This window comes from Pseudomonas sp. FW215-R2 (genome assembly GCF_058789255.1).
In genome coordinates, this window is sequence record NZ_JBYTBO010000022.1 from 81,948 (window position 1) to 99,457 (window position 17,510).

Consider the following 17,510-nt stretch of genomic DNA (forward strand, 5'->3'; position numbering starts at 1 on the left):
AGTTTATTGTGGTCGCTGGCGGTAGACGGTGCCTGACAATCGGGTGGTCACCAGGAATCGTAGGGGATGCCGTATTTTTCGATGTAGGCTTTGGATTCTTCATAGAGCTGCCTGTGTCTTCCGTTGGTCTTGCCACCGTAGGGACCTTTGGGATCGATCTTGCCCTGGACCCGCATGACTTCGGTCGACAAAAGACACTGGCCGCCCAGCCAGACCTTGGCGATGCCGCCTGGCGCGAGGCCGATGACCATCATATTTCGGTAATCCGTGATCCACTTGCCGTCAGCCCGACAGAAAACTCTCTCACCCTTGAGCATGATCTGGCGCACTGAGTCCGGGATTTTTATGAAGGCTTTGTAAGTCTGTGGTTCGGCCATAGACTGCCAGCGGACGAAGACCAGATAGGGCAGCGCGGCCCCCGTGACACGTCGACCTTTGCCTACCGGATGTTCCGGCCATCCTGGTGCCTGCCCACGGAAAGTGGTGGGCACGCCTTTGCTGTACGGTCGAGGATAGGCAAAGGCTGGAACTCCTCCGGCTGCGTCCAGAAACACGCGTTTGTTGACGTCCACGACGTCAGCATTTTCGATCCAGGCCTCCATGTAGTCGGGTGTGAAAAACCTGAGCATCCAGCCGTCATAAGGCAGCGATCTTGTACCACCGGATGTGCAGCCGCCCAGCAACACAATGAATATCAATGCAAAGCCAATCTTGAGCATGTACGAGTTCTCACGCATTGGGGTGCACCACACGAACAGACTGATCGGCGGGGCGGTTGATAAACAGGATGCTCAGCCCGGTTTCGTTGAGTCCCTTCGCAGCATTCCAGTTGGATGACAGATGAATGTAGCGTTGAGCGAGTAGCGCATGCTCGTTCAGGCTCAGATCGAGACTGCGGGATTCACCCAGCGCAAACGTCATCATTTTTCGAGCGATACCTATGAGCTCTTCCGGTAACGGGTAACTCTGAGATTCTTGGCTAATCGTTTCGAACTCGACCCCGTGCCGGCTCGCCAGCTCCCGCATGATTCGCAGGTATATCAGGGACAGGTCATTGCGCACGACTCGTTCGCTGTAAACCGCCGCATACACATTCTTTGATTTGCGCCGATCGCCCTTGACGTTGCTGACCGTTTCCACCGCCCAGGTTTTGACTTGAAGCGTCAGCCCATAGAGATGCAGTTGGTCCTGAAGCCTGCCGAGTTCTTGCTCGGCCAATCGATAAGCATTGGTCGACGACGAGGGGGTATCAAAATCCACGTCGCGACTGCAGCGCGGCTTGCTCAGCAGTACCCGTTCAACAAGATTCGGTAAGTACCCGCCGCCCAAGTCGGAGTGGACGCCCGGCAACACAATGTCGGCGCTTCCACCGCTGTTGAGCGAAAAGTTGTGGCGGCGTTCGTCCCGGGCAACCAGGTGCACAACTTTCTTTGCAATGTCCGGCGCCAGATACAGATTGACTCCGGGGTTGTTGGCGTCATGGACGCTGAAATCGCCGTCAGCCATGCTTCCTATGGCGGCAGCGGTGTCGAAGATGCCGATGAAGTTGATGCTGACATCGATGTTGGCCCGCCAGGAGAAGCTCTCAAGGAACAGTGACGAGCCCGCGGGAAGTAATTGCGCCAGCGGGCTTTGCTCGCCTTTCATTACTTCATTGGCGAAGTGTCTCGCAGCAGCGGCACCGCGGCTGAAGCCGAAGATGTCGAACTGAACGGATTCCACTTTCAAGGTCGGGTTTGCCAGCTCAAAAACGCGAATCCCGGCAATGATGCTCGCTGGGCTTTGCTTGACTCTCGCCAATACACCTTGTGCACCTGTGCCGGTCATTTGCGAAAACACCGAGTCGTCCTCATTGGCACTCGTACCTATGCCATCAAAGTAAATCGGTAGGTGCCAGATGGTTTCTTCTTCTGCCAGTCGCCGTCCTTGGTCATCGCGATACAACCTATACAACTTCGCCACATTGCTAGTGTCATTCCCATAACTGCTATCCGGCACATTGCCCTGTCCGTCATACCCATGCATCTGGCAGAACTGTTGAATGTCCTCGGCTTCCTCTTCAAGATTCACATCCCGCGCATAGCAACCTTTCACCTGCTCGCTGTTGAACAGATTGTTCCCCGTCCCATCGAAAAACACGCCGATCCGCAACGTAATCCCGGCAGGCTTTTCATCCTCCAACTCGACTTCTTCTTCCTCTTCTTCGAGTTCGCCGTTCTCCGGAGCTTGAGTAGAGGCAGCCGCCTGTCCAGCGGCCAGGGCCGCCGCCATTTCGGCCGCTGGAAGTCCAGTTGCTTCACCTGCGGATAACTTTCCACCCGTCACAATCTCGGTACTGCTGAAGATCCCGCCCTCATCGATCACGATGTGATGACCGCCCGCGTTCAGCGTGATGCAGGCGCCCGCATCCAGTACCACGCTGGCGCCGGCCTTGATCTGCACCTGTTGGCCCGCCTCGACGGCGATGATTTTTCCGGCAGTCGTCTGGCTGCTGCCCTGGATGTTTTCCCATCGATCCCGCCCAACCTCCAGCCGACTGTCATGGAGAATCTGCCGCTCCATGTCACGTTGGGCGCGCAGATAAACCAGTTCCTGGCCGGCACGGTCTTCAAGCGTCAGTTCGTTGTAGCCGCCGGTGTCGGGTGAGCTGCGACTGCGCAGCACGGTTCGGGTCTTGTGCTCGGGCAGCTTGTAAGGCGCGGGCGTGACCCTGTTGATCACGCAGCCGGTAATCAGCGGATGGTCGGGGTCGCCCTCCAGAAAGGTCACCACCACTTCCATCCCGACACGGGGAGGGGTGACGGCACCGAAGCCGTTTCCAGCCCAGCTCGACGACACGCGTACCCAGCAACTGCTGCGTTCGCTGTTCAATTCGGCCCGGTCCCAGGGGAATTCGATCTTCACGCGACCGAATTCATCGCAGTAGATCTCTTCACCTTTTGGCCCGGTCACCCGCGCGGTCTGGCTCACCAGCGGTGGCCGGTGTGCAGGCAGAGGCGGGCGGAAAACCACATCGGCAGGAATGGCGCGGAAGCTGTTGCGGTATCCCTGGGTGAAACCGTCGGTGGGCTTGAGTTCGTTAGTGGCCGATTCCTCCAGCACTTGAGGTTGTCGCCCGGTGTGGGTGACTTCAAGCAACTGCCAAAGGCCGTTGCATTTCTTGCGGGTGTGTTCGGTCAGCTCGAACAAGTAACCACAGCGCAGGGTCGGCTGGTTGCTCTGGCCCTCGGCCGTTTCATAGTCGGCGCGATGGCGCTCCAGGGCCTGACGGGCAAGTTGTTTGCCGCGCTTTTCGTTCTCCATCGCTAATGGGTAGCGATAGTCTTCAAGTCGCGGCGTGAACCCGGCGCTGAAGCGGCTTTCCAGCAAGAGATGCGGGCGTTTCAGGTCGTAATCGCGGCGTGTGACATGACTGGTGCGTGTTCGGGCGTGCAGCGAAAACCGGCTGACCACCGGGTGCTCGGGCACCATCCCACAATCCTGCCGATAGGGAGTCGCACGCAGAGTTGGCAGGAACACCGTGTCATCGGTGAACAGCAGCAGATGCCCCTCGGCCGAGTGTTGGTGATGCCACGCAATACCTTCTTCGGCGCACAACCGCTGGATGAACTCGAAATCGGTTTCACCGTACTGGGTGCAATACGCACGTGGTGGCAAGGTCTGGACATGGAACCTGAACGCATCGGCAAGGATGCCGTGCCGTTTGAGCACTTGCGTGATGATCTGCGGGACAGTCTGGTTCTGGAAAATCCGTTGGTCGTGACTGAACTGCAAATAGTGAAGCTCTGGAACCAGTGTCAGGCCATAGTGCGACAGTCGCTTTTCCGACTCACCGGCCTGCACATTCTCGATGCGCCCATGAATACCTTCGCCGTCCAGCCCGAATCGCAGGAACGCCGGCTGCCCCAGCAAACTTTCCACGTCGAAGTCAGGGACCTCGCTGACGAGTTCAACCTTGATGGCATAAAGCGTGCTGACGGCCTCGGAGCCTTCGAGAGCCAGTACCTTGAAGTCGTTGCGAACGGCGGGGATCTGCAGCGTAAAGCGCGCAGAACTGACAGCTCCAGACATACGCTTGTCCTTAAGCAGAGAGGGAAATTTGGCGTGATGTCAAAACCCTCCCTGGTCTGCGCACGCGAACATTGCCCGGCACGCTAACAAGGCATGAAACAAATTTATGTAAGAAGAGTCCCTGGATTAAGTCGGAGTATTCCGTGTTGTAAAACAACCTCAGGGTTGTGGGAAATGCCTGTGGGAAAGTGATTCCAGGCGATAAAGAACCCGCGCGATAATCCTGTCTGAGCAGGTATTCCAACAATATTCAACATATGAATTGCCATCAATTTGATGGCACTTTTATTGTCCGCAGTTGTCGCCATTCATTTGTTAATAGATGAGGGTGTATTTTCGGAAGCGTCCTACTTCAAATTTTTTCCGGTTTTGTCATGCTTTCATCCGTATTTATGGAACGGGCGTGCCATCACTGTTGCTGGCTTTTGCTGGGCGCTCTAGATCAATGCTTACGGGGTTGGAGGCCGAAAATGTGAAATATAAACCGATATCGGGGAAACCCCTGTCACATATAGGGCGATCTCCTACACACCCCAATGAACAGTTCGTCTTGTTGTTTAATCGGATGCTTGCTAGTGGCCATCATTGTGATTACGATGCGCGCACTTGAAAGAGCACACACTCAATTGGATGAGTCTTCTCACTGCTCTTCGATACTGTCCCCGCGCCGCAGCAACTCCAATAGGCGCACGACCGTAATCCAAATAAAGGCCATGGATGTCCTACTCAAGCAAACTTTCCGCCCATTACCTCGAACTCGCTAAAGTCTCTGTTTCCAAAGAGAATTTCGCGGGCGAAGACGTTCGTTTTTCGAGCGAATTCGAGGCCCTGGAAAGCGAGCTGGCCAAAGCCTCGTCGATGCACGAAAGCGGGCAGATCGACTGGCTGAAAATCCGCGAAAACAGCGAAAACCTGCTGCGTACCCAATCCAAGGATTTGCGCGTTGGGGCCTGGCTCGCCTGGTCGTTGTACCAGCGTGAATCCTTCCCCGGGCTGCTCGCCGGCCTCGGTTTGCTGCACCACTTGTCGGAAAATAATTGGGCCGAGGTCCATCCGCTCAAACCCCGCACCCGGGCTGCTGCCATCGGCTGGTTGGTGCCGCGTCTGGAGCAGGTGATCACCGAGAACATCGCGATCAAGGAACAGTTGCCGATGTTCCGGCAGTTGTCCGAGCATCTGTCCGGTCTCGATGCGGCCTGTACCGAACATCTGGGCGATGATGCGCCGCTGCTGCTGCCGCTCTCCCGCCGCCTGAAAACCATGATCCAGCGCGCCGCCGACAACCAGCCGGCCCCCGGTGTTGTGGGCGCGGCGGTGGCGCAGGTCAAACAGGCCGCCAGCCAGTTGCTGGCGCCCGGCGCGCCGATCGACAACGAGAAAGAAGCCCACAAGGCCCTGCGTGCCCAGCAGGAAAGCGCCCGTCCGTTGTGCGCCTGGTGGCTCAAGCAGAAGGCTACCGACCTGCGCGCCCTGCGCCTCAACCGCACCTTGCTGTGGATGACGATCGACGCGGTGCCCGAGCGCAACGCCGAGCAGATCACCATGCTGCGCGGGTTGCCGGTCGACAAGCTCAAGCAGTATCAGGACCGTTTTGACCAGGGCAAATACGCCGACCTGCTGGTGGAACTGGAGGCGAGCCTGGCGAAGGCGCCGTTCTGGTTCGATGGCCAACGAATGGTCTGGGAATGCCTCCAGAACCTCAACGCCGAGCTCGCCATGCGCGAAGTGGAAATCCACTTCGCGCTTTTGGTTCAGCGCCTGCCCGGCATCATCGAGTTGCGATTCCATGACGGCGCGCCGTTCGCCGATCCGTCCACCCGGGCGTGGATCGCCGGCAACGTCATGCCGCACCTGCAAAGCGCCAGCGCGCCGCGCAAGGTCGAGTCCGATGACGTCCAGACTCAGCCGGCCTGGGAAAAGGCGCTGGAAGAAGTCCAGCCGATCCTGCGCAAGGAAGGCCTAAAACCGGCGGTGCAGATCCTCAAGCAGGGCCTGCAGTCGGCGCACGGCGGCCGCGAACGCTTCTTCTGGCAGTTCGCCCTCGCGCGGCTGTGCTTCCTGGCCAAGAAATACGAACTCGCCAAGAACCAGCTCGAAACCCTCGATCAGACATTACAGGACTCAGGCCTGCACGCCTGGGAGCCCGATCTTGCATTGGAAGTGCTGCACCTGCTGCACAGTTGCTGCGAGTTGTTACCGCAGAACCATGCCGTACGTGAACGCAAGGAAGAGATTTATCGCAGGCTGTGCCACCTCGATCTCGAAGTGGTACTCGAATAGGCCCCAGGGCCACAACCGCAAGGAGAAAAGCCATGGCCAAAGAAGGCTCGGTAGCCCCCAAGGAACGCATCAACGTCACCTTCAAACCCGCCACCGGCGGTGCTCAGGAAGAGATTGAACTGCCGCTGAAGCTGCTGGCAATCGGTGACTACACCCACCGCAAGGACGATCGCAAGATCGAGGATCGCAAGCCGATCAGCATCGACAAGATGACCTTCGACGAAGTGCTGGCCAAGCAAGAGCTGCAGCTGACACTGAGCGTACCGAACCGTCTGCAGGAAGATGGCGAAGCTGACGAACTGGCCGTGCAACTGCGCGTCAATTCGATGAAGGACTTCAACCCGGCCAGCCTGGTCGAGCAAGTGCCCGAGCTGAAAAAGCTGATGGAACTGCGCGACGCGCTGGTGGCCCTCAAAGGCCCGCTGGGTAACGCACCTGCGTTCCGTAAAGCCATCGAAGGCGTGCTCGCCGACGATGAATCCCGCGGTCGCGTACTCGGTGAGCTGGGCCTGAACGCCGCAGCCCCGGACGCCTGAGACTCCAGCAGCCAAGGAAGCCAACACAATGAGCACTAGCGCAGCACAACAGAACGCCGCCGAAAACGGCGAATACAGCATCCTCGACAGCATCATCGCCGAAACCCGCCTGACGCCGGACGACGAAGCCTACGACATCGCCAAGCGCGGTGTGTCGGCGTTCATCGAAGAGCTGCTCAAGCCGCAGAACAACGGTGAGCCGGTCAAGAAAGCCATGGTTGACCGCATGATCGCCGAGATCGATGCCAAGCTCAGCCGTCAGATGGACGAAATCCTGCACCACCCGGACTTCCAGTCGCTGGAATCGTCGTGGCGTGGCCTGCAACTGCTGGTCGACCGCACCAACTTCCGCGAAAACATCAAGATCGAAATCCTCAACGTCTCCAAGGACGACCTGCTGGACGACTTCGAAGATTCGCCGGAAGTGATGCAGTCGGGCCTGTACAAGCACATCTACACCGCTGAATACGGCCAGTTCGGTGGTCAGCCGGTTGGCGCGATCATCGCCAACTACTACCTGTCCCCAAGCTCGCCGGACGTGAAACTGATGCAGTACGTGGCCAGCGTATCTTGCATGTCCCACGCGCCGTTCATCGCCGCTGCCGGCCCGAAATTCTTCGGCCTGGAAAGCTTCACCGGTCTGCCGGACCTGAAAGATCTGAAAGATCACTTCGAAGGCCCGCAATTCACCAAATGGCAGAGCTTCCGTACCTCGGAAGACTCCCGCTACGTTGGCCTGACCGTTCCGCGTTTCCTGCTGCGTAACCCGTACGACCCGGAAGAAAACCCGGTCAAATCGTTCGTGTACAAGGAAAACGTTGCCAACAGCCACGAGCACTACCTGTGGGGCAACACCGCTTACGCGTTCGGCACCAAGCTGACTGACAGCTTCGCCAAGTTCCGCTGGTGCCCGAACATCATCGGCCCACAGAGCGGCGGCGCCGTTGAAGACCTGCCTCTGCACCACTTCGAAAGCATGGGCGAAATCGAGACCAAGATTCCTACCGAAGTTCTGGTTTCCGACCGTCGTGAATACGAACTGGCCGAGGAAGGCTTCATCTCCCTGACCATGCGTAAAGGCTCCGACAACGCGGCGTTCTTCTCCGCAAGCTCGGTGCAGAAGCCGAAGTTCTTCGGCATCAGCGCAGAAGGCAAGGCTGCAGAGCTGAACTACAAGCTCGGCACCCAACTGCCGTACATGATGATCGTCAACCGCCTGGCTCACTACCTGAAAGTGCTGCAGCGCGAGCAACTCGGTTCGTGGAAAGAGCGTACCGACCTCGAGCTGGAACTGAACAAGTGGATCCGCCAGTACGTGGCCGACCAGGAAAACCCGAGCGCCGAAGTGCGTGGCCGTCGTCCGCTGCGCGCTGCGCAAGTGATCGTCAGCGACGTTGAAGGCGAGCCGGGCTGGTACCGCGTCAGCCTGAACGTGCGCCCGCACTTCAAGTACATGGGTGCCGATTTCACCCTGTCGCTGGTTGGCAAGCTGGACAAAGAGTAAGAGCGACTCATGGACGGATACGGCAGCCTTTTCGAACGCCTCAACGGCGACGCGGAACTACGCAAGGGCAGGAGCCTCGAGGCTTCTGCCATGGCGTCGGTGGCTGCCCATCTGGCCAAAATGCTCAGCACCCGGGCCGGCAGCGTGCAAACGCTGTCCGACTACGGGTTGCCCGATCTCAATGACATGCGCCTGAGCCTGCACGACTCCCTGAGTCAGGCCCGCCTGGCCATCGAAAGCTTCATCGAAGCCTACGAGCCGCGCCTGAGCAACGTGCGTGTCATTTCCCTGCCGCGTGACCACGATCAGCTTCGCCTGGCCTTCAGCATCGAAGGCCTGCTGGAAGTCGAGGGTTTCAAGCGTCAGGTCAGTTTCGCCGCGCGCCTGGATGGCAGCGGTCAAGTGAAGGTCAACTAAGGAGAACCCCGATGTCTGGCAAACCCGCTGCACGTTCCACCAGAAAATCCGGGTTCGTTCTCCTGATGGCGGTTCCCTTGTTTCTGGTGATGTTCATCGTATTGAAAGTGCTCAGTTCGCTGACTGCAAAGCCATTGAAAATCTATGAAAGTGAATCCGGTAAATGCCATATCTCCCGATATGCACCTGATTACGCGTTCCTGGGCGTGATGGGCGGTATTTTCGAACTGTTCAGCAGTCAGTTTTTCTACCGTGTTTACGCAACAGACGGTCGGCTCTTGAAAACGTCGGAGTGGTATCTGTGGATGAGGGAAGGCGACCCAGGCGCTGCCCCGGAGTTTCAAGGCGAGATGATTTTATATCCGGGCTCTGAGGGCTGGGAAAGTTGGGTAATTCCAGAATGCCGGTGAGAAAAGTCATCGTGGGTTTGCCTGTCTACCTGCTGGTCGGTGCGCTGTATTTTTTCGTCCATGATTTTGGTGTTGTTTTTTATAAAGCGCATATGGGCGGTTTTACTGATCGAGGTGTCGGGACTGGCATCACTGCTGAGCTGACGTTTTATTTTTTTATTGTGGTCAATGCTGCAGTTTTTTTTATGCCCTGGCATTCGATAAAGCTTGGTTTGATCGCGGTGATGGTGGGCGTGATCATGCTTTATTTCCTGCCTGACAACCCGGTGAGAGCGATGGCTTATAGCGCCCTGACAAGTGTCATGAGCCTGTTGGCGTTGAGCGTTCGCTGGATGGTCGAACAGCAGATTTCGCGACCTTGGCAGGAAGCGCCGTGAGTTCCTCCTCGTGGGTGAAGTGGGGGCGTAGCGCGTTGCTGCTGCTTGCCCTGGCTTTCGTTGCCTTGGTTGCAGCTGCCTGTTACGTGAAAACGGCGGCGTCTCGGCTTGCACACGTGTACTCCACGGACTGGAACGACGCCGGTACTTGCTACATCCAGTCCTACATTCCGCAGTATTCGGCCGTCGGCATACCGGGAATGATCTTCAAGCTGTTTGCCAGCGAAGCCTTTTTCCGGGTCTACGCAAAAGACGGCACGCTGCTGAAATCGTCCGAATGGTTGCTCTGGCAGAACGAGTTCACCACCGATGAACGCTCGCAGTGGGTGTACGGTCACGCGATCTACCCGACAGCGACGGGTTACGAAGGCTGGAATATTCCAGCGTGTGGTCAAGAAATGAACAGTCATCAAGCCAAGGTCAACTAAGGAGAACACCGATGTCTGGCAAACCTGCAGCACGCGTATCCGACCCCACCGCTTGCCCGCTTCCCGGCCACGGCACCAACCCGATCGCCGCCGGTTCCGGCGACGTGTTCTTCGACGGCCTCGCGGCCGCCCGCGAAGGCGATGCCTCCGCGTGTGGTGGTGCGCTGGTCGGCGGTTTGGCCACAACTGTAAAAATCAACGGCAAGTCAGCTGCTACCGTCGATTCCGAAGGTACGCATGGGAACAAGGTTACGGCGGGTTCCGGCACGGTGATTATTGGTAACTCGCATTCGCCGGTGCCGTTTGTGCCGCCGTTGCCGCTGATGCTGTTCTCTCACACACAACACGTAGTGATGAAAGATCAGGACGGCAATCCATTGCAAGGTATCCCTTACTGCATCCGAAACGCCAAAGGAGAAGTCATTACGGGTAGAACCGATGCAATGGGTAGAAGCCAACTGGTCGGTGGTAAAGAAGGTGAAAGTTTTGATTTTCACCCGGCAGTCAAGGAGCTCGAAAAGTGAGTGCTGAAGTACTTTCGATGTTGACCATGAGGTCGGTGGCGCTCACTCCGAAAGCCGAACAGGCAGGCAAGGAAGTTGTTCTCAAGGTTTTTTGGGCAACCACTGAGCATTGGGATGAAACATACATCGCCAACTACCATAAAGAAGTACCTGCAATCGTTGAGCGGCTAATGAGTTCCCAATATAAGAACTCGGCCGGAGAGACGAGAAATAATGAATTCACCTGTGAGGATTTTGCGATCAGGGTGTTGTCGGAGTTTGCGCAGAAGTACGGACTTCCCGTTAAATTGACAACGGGTGTTAGAACATACCGGAATATGGAGAATTACAATCCAGGTCAGCATTCCGATTACACCTCCGATCAGTATGGTTTCGCTGAGATGGTGATGAAGAGCTATGGCGCTCGCGACATGCAGAAAGTCGATGTCAACACCGTTGTAGTCGCGTCTCCGACAGAGCTGATGTCAGGCGATATTCTGGCTCAGGCAAAAGACAAAGATAAGGGCATCGCTCACCACATTCAGCTAGCCCTTGAAGTAGCTGATGACAGGATTGATATCCGTCAGGGCAACGCCGCTTTGCCCATCGTTCGACCATTCACCTGGATTGTGACCGCCCTCGGGATGAATATGGCTGATCCTCAGAGCATCCTGTATGCAGGTGTTCCCGTTCAAAAAGGGTACTTTGAAAAGACTGGGGAATCCTGGACCTACCATAATCCAGGTACGGGAGTCGTGAAGGAGAATTATCTTTCCATCTTTGAACTTTATCGTTGGAATTTTCTCGAGTTCAATAAGGAGTAAAGAGATGGAAAGGTATTTCCTTGATTTAATCGATGATAACTATTTTGGCGATCTCGCCCTTGTTTGTTTTGTTGTTGGTTTGCTGGGGCTGTTTCCGAAGTTTCGCAACAACAGGATTCATCAAGTGCTGAATTTTCTGTGTGTGATGGCTATTCCGCTGATGTTTGCCATCGGGGTTTATTACATGATGAGTTCAGGGGTGTGACCTTGGCGTCGGTGGCGGGTCGTTCGGCGGGGAGACTGTCGCTGTTTTTTTCCGGGAACATGAAACCGGAATGAACACCTACGTCCGCGTTGCCATGTGCCTGGCTTTCCACGTCGCAGGATGTGTTGCGTACACGTTCCTGAACGACGCTGTGGTCGATGCCTATAAAGCCTTCAATGGCGGCTTTACCACGCGTGGCGTGGGCATCGGTATCGCGCATTACACGTTCATTTATATTTTTTTCGGGGTGAATGCACTGGCCGCCGTTCTCCCCAGCCTGTGGGGCAAACTCGCTTTGCTCGCGCTGATGGTTGCCTGGATTTTGTTCATGATGGTGCCCCACAACCCCTTGCGTGCGCTGTTCTACACCGTGGCCCAAGGTGGCGTCACGTTGCTGGCGATTCTGCTCACGCAGGTCATTGAGCTGCGTTGGGAAAACCGCCTGCTGACGGGGCGGACGTTGCCTGCCCGTCCTTCGCAGGAGGTGGTCGCATGACCCGCTCAGGCCGCCTCGCACTGATGTGGCTGCAGCGCCTCCTCATGGTGATGGGCGCGCTCGCCTGCGTGGCGCTCGGGATGATTGTCAGCTACATGGATTTCTCCAAAGCGCAGCCGCGTGTGCTAAGCGAACACCCGAACGCGCGTTGGCGCGGGGGTGCCGACGGTGGCCAGTTCGTAGAAATCAGCCGATCGGAACCTCCCTATTATTTCGTGCAGATCCGCAATGAAAACGGCTCGTTGTGGGATCAGGGGTGGCTGAAATATGGAGACCAGAACAGCCAGCCACTGACTGCCGACAGCGTGATGTTCTTCGCCGGTGAAGGCGTTATTTACCTTCAGCAAACGCAGATTCTGAGTGCTGATAAAGCCATGGCCGGGGTTGCGTATGAATAGCCGTCGAGTCATCGGTCTGGCCGTGCATGTGCTGGCCTGCGTGATTTATATCGTCCTGAATGGCTATGCCGTGCCCGCCTATAAACAGCTGGTCGGTGGGCTGACCTCGCGTGGCGTTGCCATTGGCATGGCGATGTACCTGATTTTCTACTTTTTCGTTTCTCTGAATCTGATTCTGGTCTTCATTCAGCGCCAGGCCATTGCGTTTGGCCTGGTGATTTTCATGATGCTGACGATCCTGTTTTACCTGCTGCCGCAGTATCCCATCCGAGGTTTGGCGTACTGCGCACTTACGGGTGGTTTGACGGTTGGCGCGATCCTGCTGACCAGCGCCATAAATTCGGTGTACACCCGCTGGCGCCGGCAGACTGGGGCGCAACCGCTTACGATTCATCCGCGTCGAGCGACATCGCGAATGCTGTTGGTGGCCGCGCTGGTCGGTGTGTGCAGTTGTACTGTTTTGCTTGGGTTGAAGATTTTCGGTGGTGTAACGGCAGAGCCCATCACCCGGCACTCGAACGATTCGGGCGAGTGCTATCTCGTAACCTACGCGCCTGGCTATCACAAGCTGGGATTGATCGGGAGTGTGTTCGAGTTGTTCGCCAGTGAGTACTTTTTCCGCGTGTACACCGCTGACGGCACGCTGCTGGAATCGTCCGAATGGAATTTTCGGGTGACTGAAGTTTTTGTTGAGCCTCCGGATTTCAGAGGCGCGACGGTGCTGTATCCAGGTACGCAGGGTTATGAAGACTGGTGGGTGCCGGAATGCGCCTGATCGCCAAAAACAACCAGTGCACAGGCTTCGACAAGCGCGATGTGCGTACATGGTGCACGCCATGATGCCTTGGCCGCGCGTATGGAAATGGCTCAACCACCTGCTGAGCCTGATCGGAGCATTGGCAATCATCGCGGTCGTGATGGTCGTGAGCAAATTGAGCTGGAGTCACTCGAAAAAACCGGTATTGCCCGGTCATCCCGACGCGGTTTGGCGTGGTGCCGAGGATGGTGGCGACTTCATCGAAATTACCCGGTCGAGTCCACCGGACTACTTCATTGAGGTGCGCTCAGAGGGCGGCAGTCTCGTCAAGGAAGGCTGGGTGCGCTTCGCCACTCACGATGGCAAACCGTTGACGATGAATCGGGTCAGCGCTTTCGACGGTGAATACCTCTTCGTTGATTCGTACGTGCCGGTCACGACGAGCAAGGGAGGGCGTGTTCAGTGAAATTCAGCGCCTGCATGACATCGCTGTCGGCGGTTGGCCTGTTGTTCGGGGGCTGCACGACGCAGCTGGTTTATATAAACGACATTTACCTCGTCAACACCTGTGGCGTACCGCTTGAAGTGCAACCGCAGCATTCGACCAACTGGTTGCCGCCGATCACGCCGCGTCTGGTTGCACCGGGCGAGCGAGTCAGTGTTGCCAGCTACAAGTCCTACGGTGAAGACGTCGACGAGCAAATCAGCGGTCGCTATTCGCTCTCTGTGAAAGGGCCGGAGCGTGAGCGCCTCGTCAGCGCAGATGAAATGCGCCACGCCTTGCTCGGTGCCAAACGCGAGCGCGATGGACTGCAACGCAGCTGGATTCTCAAGGATGGAGTGTTTTGCCCATGATCGCGGTATCCGACGAGATGCGCATGTATCTGATGTTCATCGCCGACAGCAATCTGTTCGGCGGCATCGCGATCCTGAGTTTTATGTTGATCGTCACGGCGATCAGCAAACGTCTGCGCCAGTCATGGTTGCATCGAGCACTGACGTTCATGGTTCTGGTTTCGCTGGTCACAATCGAAATCGCCGGCGGTTACTACTCATCGGTGCCTCCCGCATGAATACATCGCTGATGCTGCTTAGCCGCGCGCAACTGAATTTCTTCATGGCTGCCTTGTGGTCGCCATTGCTGCTCATGCTGGCGTTTTCATCCTATGGCCTGTGGATTGGCGAATATTCGACATTCGATTCGTCCGAGACCCACTGGGTGTATCTGTTGTGGTTCGGTATGCCCGGGCTGCTGTTGTTTGCGCTGTGGGTATCGCGGGCCGCGAAGAGCCGCAATGAGCAGCAGGCGCTGCGGATAGTCTGGCTGGCGCCGTTGAAGTTCATCCCTTTCTACGCGGTGCCTTGGATGCTTTATGGCTTGTGCAGTCTGGTCGCCGGGCCGTTCAACGATGCTTTCATGGCCTACGGCTGGATTCTGCTCGTGCCGTACCTCCTGATCGCCGGTTACTGCTGTGCCGGCGTGACGGTCGCGCTCTACAGGATATTTTTTTGATGAGTTCCACTACCAGGCAGGTAACCCGTGTCCTTTAACCACTACTACCAAAGCGAACTCACCGCACTGCGCCAACTGGGCCGCCGTTTCGCCGAGCGTAGTCCGGCGTTGGCGCCGTTCCTGGGGCAGGCCGGGCGGGATCCGGACGTGGAGCGGTTGCTGGAAGGCTTTGCGTTTCTGACCGGGCGGCTGCGCCAGAAGCTCGATGACGAGTTGCCGGAGCTCAGCCATTCGCTGATGCAGTTGCTGTGGCCGAACTACATGCGCCCGCTGCCGGCGTTCAGCATTCTGCAGTTCGATCCGCTCAAGCGTTCCGGGCCGGCGCTGAAGGTCGAGCGTGATACGCCGATCGAGAGCGTGCCGATCGAAGACGTGCGTTGCCGCTTTCGCACCTGCTACCCGACCGAAGTCATGGCGCTGGATCTGGCCGCGCTGAACTACTCGGTGAAGGGCGACGGTTCGCTGCTCAGCCTGCGCCTGGAGATGAGTGCCGACGGCCACCTCGGCGAGTTGGAGCTGAGCAAGCTGCGCCTGCACTTTGCCGGCGAGCGCTACATCAGCCAGATGCTCTACCTGAGCCTGCTGCGCAACCTCGATGGCATCGAACTGATCCCGCTCGACGGTGCCGGCAAGCCAATCGATGGCGTGAGCGGCAAGCCGATGGCGTTCAAGATTCCGGGCGACCGCGTCAAGCCAGTGGGTTTTGCCGAAGAAGAAGCGTTGATCCCGTATCCGCTGAACACCTTCCGGGGCTATCGCTACCTGCAGGAATACTTCGCCTTCCAGGACAAGTTCCTGTTCGTCGATGTCCACGGTCTGGACATTCTCAAGGCGCTGCCGGAAGACACCCTCAAGCAGATGCGCGGCCTGGAATTGCGCTTCGACATCCGCAAGAGCGGCATCATGCGCATGCGTCCGACCCTGGATAACGTGAAGCTGTTCTGCACGCCGATCGTCAACCTGTTCAAGCACGACGCGCTGCCGATCCGCCTCGACGGCAAACAGGATGAATACCTGCTGCTGCCGGCGGAATTCGACCTGGAAAACTGCGGCGTGTTTTCGGTGGAAACCGTGACCGGCTGGAAGCCCGGCGGCCTCGGTTATCAAGAATACGTGCCGTTCGAATCCTTCGAGCACGACCCGAGTTTTGACGTGCCCAACAGCCGTCCGCATTACAGCATCCGCCAGCGTTCGTCGCTGTTGCACGACGGCCTCGACACCTATCTGAGCTTCGGTATCCGCCACACCGAAGCCCACGAAACCCTGTCGATCGAGCTGGTCTGCACCAACCAGAACCTGCCGCGCAAACTCAAGCTCGGGCAGATCTGCATGGCCTGCGAAGAAACGCCGGAGTTCCTGAGTTTCCGCAACATCACCCCGGCCACTTCCAGTTTCGCGCCGCCGCTGAACCGTGACTTCCTGTGGAAGCTGATCAGCAACATGTCGCTTAACTATCTGTCGCTGGCCGACGTCAATGCACTGAAGGTTATTCTCGAAACCTACGACCTGCCGCGCTACTACGACCAGCACGCGGAGAAGGTCAGCAAGCGCCTGCTCGGCGGTTTGAAACTGATCAAGCATCACCACGTGGACCGGCTGCACCGTGGTCTGCCGGTGCGCGGTTTGCGTACCGAACTGACCATCGACCCGGAAGGGTATATCGGTGAAGGCGACCTGTTCGTCTTCGCCTCGGTTCTCAACGAGTTTTTCGCGCTTTACGCCAGTCTCAATTCGTTCCACGAGCTGCGGGTAAAAAGCACACAGGGAGAGGTGTACCAATGGACACCACGTATGGGTCTGCAGCCCCTGCTTTAAGCGGGCTGACCCGGGTAATACGCGAGTACTCGCTGTTTCAGGCCGTGCTGCTGGTGATCGACCGGCTGCGCGACGCGCACCCGTACCTGAGCGAAGACGATCTGTACGACCAGCTGGAATTCCAGGCCAACCCGAGCCTGGGATTTCCCGGCAGCGACGTCGATCGCGTGGAGTTTTTCGAAGAACACGGGCAGATGCGCGCGCGCCTGCGTTTCAACCTGATCGGCCTGGTCGGTTCCGGTTCGCCGCTGCCGGCGTTCTACGGCGAACAAGCCCTGGGCGACAGTGAAGACGGCAACCCGACGCGCAATTTCCTCGACCTGTTCCACCATCGCCTGCAACGCCTGCTGCTGCCGATCTGGCGCAAGTATCGCTATCGCGCGAGCTTCCAGAGCGGTGCGGTTGACCCGTTCTCGTCGCAGCTGTTCGCCCTGATCGGCCTCGGCGGCGACGAGATCCGCCGGGCCAAGGAACTGAACTGGAAACGCCTGCTGCCGTACCTCGGCCTGCTCAGCCTGCGGGCGCACTCGGCGGCGCTGATCGAAGCGGTGCTGCGTTACTACTTCAAGCACGAAGACCTGGTCATCGAGCAGTGCATCGAGCGCCGCGTGGAAATCCTCGAAGAGCAACGCAACCGCCTCGGCTTCGCCAACAGCGTGCTGGGTGAAGACCTGGTGCTGGGCGAACACGTGCGCGACCGCAGCGGCAAGTTCCGCATTCACATCACCGAACTCGACTGGGAACGCTTCCACGAATTCCTGCCCATCGGTTTCGGTTACCAGCCGCTCTGCGCGCTGGTGCGGTTCACCTTGCGTGACCCGCTCGATTACGACATTCGCCTGGTGCTGCGCCCGGAAGAAATCCGCGAACTGCGCATTGGCGAGAAGAACGACTGTCGCCTGGGGTGGACCAGTTGGCTGGGCTGCGAGAAAGCAGACGGCGTGGTGACACTCGGCAGCAAAATTCATTAAGGACG

21 protein-coding genes are annotated in these 17,510 nt (G+C 57.5%); 19 read left to right on the plus strand and 2 right to left on the minus strand.

Annotation, left to right across the window (positions count from 1 at the left end; genetic code table 11):
• Positions 1 to 47: 47 nt before the first annotated feature.
• Positions 48 to 737, minus strand: coding sequence for a DUF2931 family protein (locus tag AC3WRD_RS24940; RefSeq protein WP_102620670.1), 690 nt, complete (start codon positions 735 to 737; stop codon positions 48 to 50).
• Complete coding sequence (gene tssI, locus AC3WRD_RS24945) at positions 730 to 4,071, minus strand: type VI secretion system tip protein TssI/VgrG (RefSeq protein WP_102620671.1); 3,342 nt, start codon at positions 4,069 to 4,071, stop codon at positions 730 to 732. The genes AC3WRD_RS24940 and tssI overlap by 8 nt, the downstream gene beginning before the upstream one ends.
• A gap of 717 nt (positions 4,072 to 4,788) precedes the next feature.
• Here tssI and tssA point away from each other — a divergent pair.
• From tssA to tssG, 19 genes are all read left to right on the plus strand, one after another.
• Positions 4,789 to 6,351, plus strand: coding sequence for a type VI secretion system protein TssA (tssA, locus tag AC3WRD_RS24950; RefSeq protein ID WP_102620672.1), 1,563 nt, complete (start codon positions 4,789 to 4,791; stop codon positions 6,349 to 6,351).
• A gap of 32 nt (positions 6,352 to 6,383) precedes the next feature.
• On the plus strand, positions 6,384 to 6,887 hold the full coding sequence (tssB, locus tag AC3WRD_RS24955) for a type VI secretion system contractile sheath small subunit (RefSeq protein WP_096817191.1): 504 nt from the start codon (positions 6,384 to 6,386) through the stop codon (positions 6,885 to 6,887).
• A gap of 28 nt (positions 6,888 to 6,915) precedes the next feature.
• A complete protein-coding gene (gene tssC, locus AC3WRD_RS24960; RefSeq protein ID WP_096817193.1) occupies positions 6,916 to 8,391 on the plus strand; it encodes a type VI secretion system contractile sheath large subunit in 1,476 nt (491 codons plus the stop codon).
• Between the two features lie 9 nt (positions 8,392 to 8,400).
• Positions 8,401 to 8,808: a type VI secretion system baseplate subunit TssE gene (gene tssE / locus AC3WRD_RS24965; protein ID WP_007954373.1), complete on the plus strand. Its 408-nt coding sequence runs from the start codon at positions 8,401 to 8,403 to the stop codon at positions 8,806 to 8,808.
• Between the two features lie 11 nt (positions 8,809 to 8,819).
• Positions 8,820 to 9,218 carry a hypothetical protein gene (locus tag AC3WRD_RS24970; RefSeq protein WP_096817195.1) on the plus strand — a complete coding sequence of 133 codons (399 nt, stop codon included), beginning with the start codon at positions 8,820 to 8,822 and terminating at the stop codon, positions 9,216 to 9,218.
• Positions 9,209 to 9,595 (plus strand): hypothetical protein, encoded by a 387-nt coding sequence (locus tag AC3WRD_RS24975; protein ID WP_102620673.1) that lies wholly within the window; start codon positions 9,209 to 9,211, stop codon positions 9,593 to 9,595. The genes AC3WRD_RS24970 and AC3WRD_RS24975 overlap by 10 nt, the downstream gene beginning before the upstream one ends.
• A complete protein-coding gene (locus tag AC3WRD_RS24980) occupies positions 9,592 to 10,023 on the plus strand; it encodes a hypothetical protein (RefSeq protein ID WP_096817199.1) in 432 nt (143 codons plus the stop codon). Before AC3WRD_RS24975 ends, AC3WRD_RS24980 begins: the two co-directional genes overlap by 4 nt.
• Positions 10,024 to 10,034: 11 nt before the next feature.
• Positions 10,035 to 10,547 carry a PAAR domain-containing protein gene (locus AC3WRD_RS24985; RefSeq protein WP_096817201.1) on the plus strand — a complete coding sequence of 171 codons (513 nt, stop codon included), beginning with the start codon at positions 10,035 to 10,037 and terminating at the stop codon, positions 10,545 to 10,547.
• Positions 10,544 to 11,350 carry a hypothetical protein gene (locus AC3WRD_RS24990; protein ID WP_102620674.1) on the plus strand — a complete coding sequence of 269 codons (807 nt, stop codon included), beginning with the start codon at positions 10,544 to 10,546 and terminating at the stop codon, positions 11,348 to 11,350. Before AC3WRD_RS24985 ends, AC3WRD_RS24990 begins: the two co-directional genes overlap by 4 nt.
• 4 nt (positions 11,351 to 11,354) lie before the next feature.
• Positions 11,355 to 11,555, plus strand: coding sequence for a hypothetical protein (locus tag AC3WRD_RS24995; protein WP_096817204.1), 201 nt, complete (start codon positions 11,355 to 11,357; stop codon positions 11,553 to 11,555).
• Positions 11,556 to 11,625: 70 nt separating this feature from the next.
• Positions 11,626 to 12,051, plus strand: coding sequence for a hypothetical protein (locus tag AC3WRD_RS25000; protein WP_102620675.1), 426 nt, complete (start codon positions 11,626 to 11,628; stop codon positions 12,049 to 12,051).
• The gene (locus tag AC3WRD_RS25005; RefSeq protein ID WP_256580561.1) at positions 12,048 to 12,449 is read left to right on the plus strand and encodes a hypothetical protein; all 402 of its coding nucleotides are present in this window, start codon (positions 12,048 to 12,050) and stop codon (positions 12,447 to 12,449) included. The genes AC3WRD_RS25000 and AC3WRD_RS25005 overlap by 4 nt, the downstream gene beginning before the upstream one ends.
• The gene (locus AC3WRD_RS25010; protein ID WP_256580562.1) at positions 12,442 to 13,224 is read left to right on the plus strand and encodes a hypothetical protein; all 783 of its coding nucleotides are present in this window, start codon (positions 12,442 to 12,444) and stop codon (positions 13,222 to 13,224) included. Before AC3WRD_RS25005 ends, AC3WRD_RS25010 begins: the two co-directional genes overlap by 8 nt.
• 61 nt (positions 13,225 to 13,285) lie before the next feature.
• The gene (locus tag AC3WRD_RS25015; RefSeq protein WP_096817207.1) at positions 13,286 to 13,672 is read left to right on the plus strand and encodes a hypothetical protein; all 387 of its coding nucleotides are present in this window, start codon (positions 13,286 to 13,288) and stop codon (positions 13,670 to 13,672) included.
• Entirely contained in the window at positions 13,669 to 14,061 is a 393-nt protein-coding gene (locus tag AC3WRD_RS25020; RefSeq protein WP_102620676.1) for a hypothetical protein, read from the plus strand. Before AC3WRD_RS25015 ends, AC3WRD_RS25020 begins: the two co-directional genes overlap by 4 nt.
• Entirely contained in the window at positions 14,058 to 14,279 is a 222-nt protein-coding gene (locus tag AC3WRD_RS25025) for a hypothetical protein (protein WP_096817211.1), read from the plus strand. Before AC3WRD_RS25020 ends, AC3WRD_RS25025 begins: the two co-directional genes overlap by 4 nt.
• Complete coding sequence (locus AC3WRD_RS25030) at positions 14,276 to 14,719, plus strand: hypothetical protein (protein ID WP_102620677.1); 444 nt, start codon at positions 14,276 to 14,278, stop codon at positions 14,717 to 14,719. Before AC3WRD_RS25025 ends, AC3WRD_RS25030 begins: the two co-directional genes overlap by 4 nt.
• 27 nt (positions 14,720 to 14,746) lie before the next feature.
• Entirely contained in the window at positions 14,747 to 16,534 is a 1,788-nt protein-coding gene (tssF, locus tag AC3WRD_RS25035; RefSeq protein ID WP_096817214.1) for a type VI secretion system baseplate subunit TssF, read from the plus strand.
• Entirely contained in the window at positions 16,498 to 17,505 is a 1,008-nt protein-coding gene (tssG, locus tag AC3WRD_RS25040; protein WP_096817216.1) for a type VI secretion system baseplate subunit TssG, read from the plus strand. Before tssF ends, tssG begins: the two co-directional genes overlap by 37 nt.
• The last annotated feature ends 5 nt before the right edge of the window (positions 17,506 to 17,510 follow it).

Bases quoted from the DNA above. Each gene is read 5' to 3' on its own strand.
- tssC (WP_096817193.1), top strand. From the start codon at position 6,916: ATGAGCACTAGCGCAGCACAACAGAACGCCGCCGAAAACGGCGAATAC.
- tssG (WP_096817216.1), top strand. From the start codon at position 16,498: ATGGACACCACGTATGGGTCTGCAGCCCCTGCTTTAAGCGGGCTGACC.
- AC3WRD_RS25015 (WP_096817207.1), top strand. From the start codon at position 13,286: ATGATGCCTTGGCCGCGCGTATGGAAATGGCTCAACCACCTGCTGAGC.
- AC3WRD_RS24975 (WP_102620673.1), top strand. From the start codon at position 9,209: ATGCCGGTGAGAAAAGTCATCGTGGGTTTGCCTGTCTACCTGCTGGTC.
- tssA (WP_102620672.1), top strand. From the start codon at position 4,789: ATGTCCTACTCAAGCAAACTTTCCGCCCATTACCTCGAACTCGCTAAA.
- AC3WRD_RS24970 (WP_096817195.1), top strand. From the start codon at position 8,820: ATGTCTGGCAAACCCGCTGCACGTTCCACCAGAAAATCCGGGTTCGTT.
- AC3WRD_RS25010 (WP_256580562.1), top strand. From the start codon at position 12,442: ATGAATAGCCGTCGAGTCATCGGTCTGGCCGTGCATGTGCTGGCCTGC.
- AC3WRD_RS24985 (WP_096817201.1), top strand. From the start codon at position 10,035: ATGTCTGGCAAACCTGCAGCACGCGTATCCGACCCCACCGCTTGCCCG.
- AC3WRD_RS24940 (WP_102620670.1), bottom strand. From the start codon at position 737: ATGCGTGAGAACTCGTACATGCTCAAGATTGGCTTTGCATTGATATTC.
- AC3WRD_RS24995 (WP_096817204.1), top strand. From the start codon at position 11,355: ATGGAAAGGTATTTCCTTGATTTAATCGATGATAACTATTTTGGCGAT.
- AC3WRD_RS25030 (WP_102620677.1), top strand. From the start codon at position 14,276: ATGAATACATCGCTGATGCTGCTTAGCCGCGCGCAACTGAATTTCTTC.
- AC3WRD_RS25000 (WP_102620675.1), top strand. From the start codon at position 11,626: ATGAACACCTACGTCCGCGTTGCCATGTGCCTGGCTTTCCACGTCGCA.
- tssB (WP_096817191.1), top strand. From the start codon at position 6,384: ATGGCCAAAGAAGGCTCGGTAGCCCCCAAGGAACGCATCAACGTCACC.
- AC3WRD_RS25025 (WP_096817211.1), top strand. From the start codon at position 14,058: ATGATCGCGGTATCCGACGAGATGCGCATGTATCTGATGTTCATCGCC.
- AC3WRD_RS25005 (WP_256580561.1), top strand. From the start codon at position 12,048: ATGACCCGCTCAGGCCGCCTCGCACTGATGTGGCTGCAGCGCCTCCTC.
- tssI (WP_102620671.1), bottom strand. From the start codon at position 4,071: ATGTCTGGAGCTGTCAGTTCTGCGCGCTTTACGCTGCAGATCCCCGCC.
- tssE (WP_007954373.1), top strand. From the start codon at position 8,401: ATGGACGGATACGGCAGCCTTTTCGAACGCCTCAACGGCGACGCGGAA.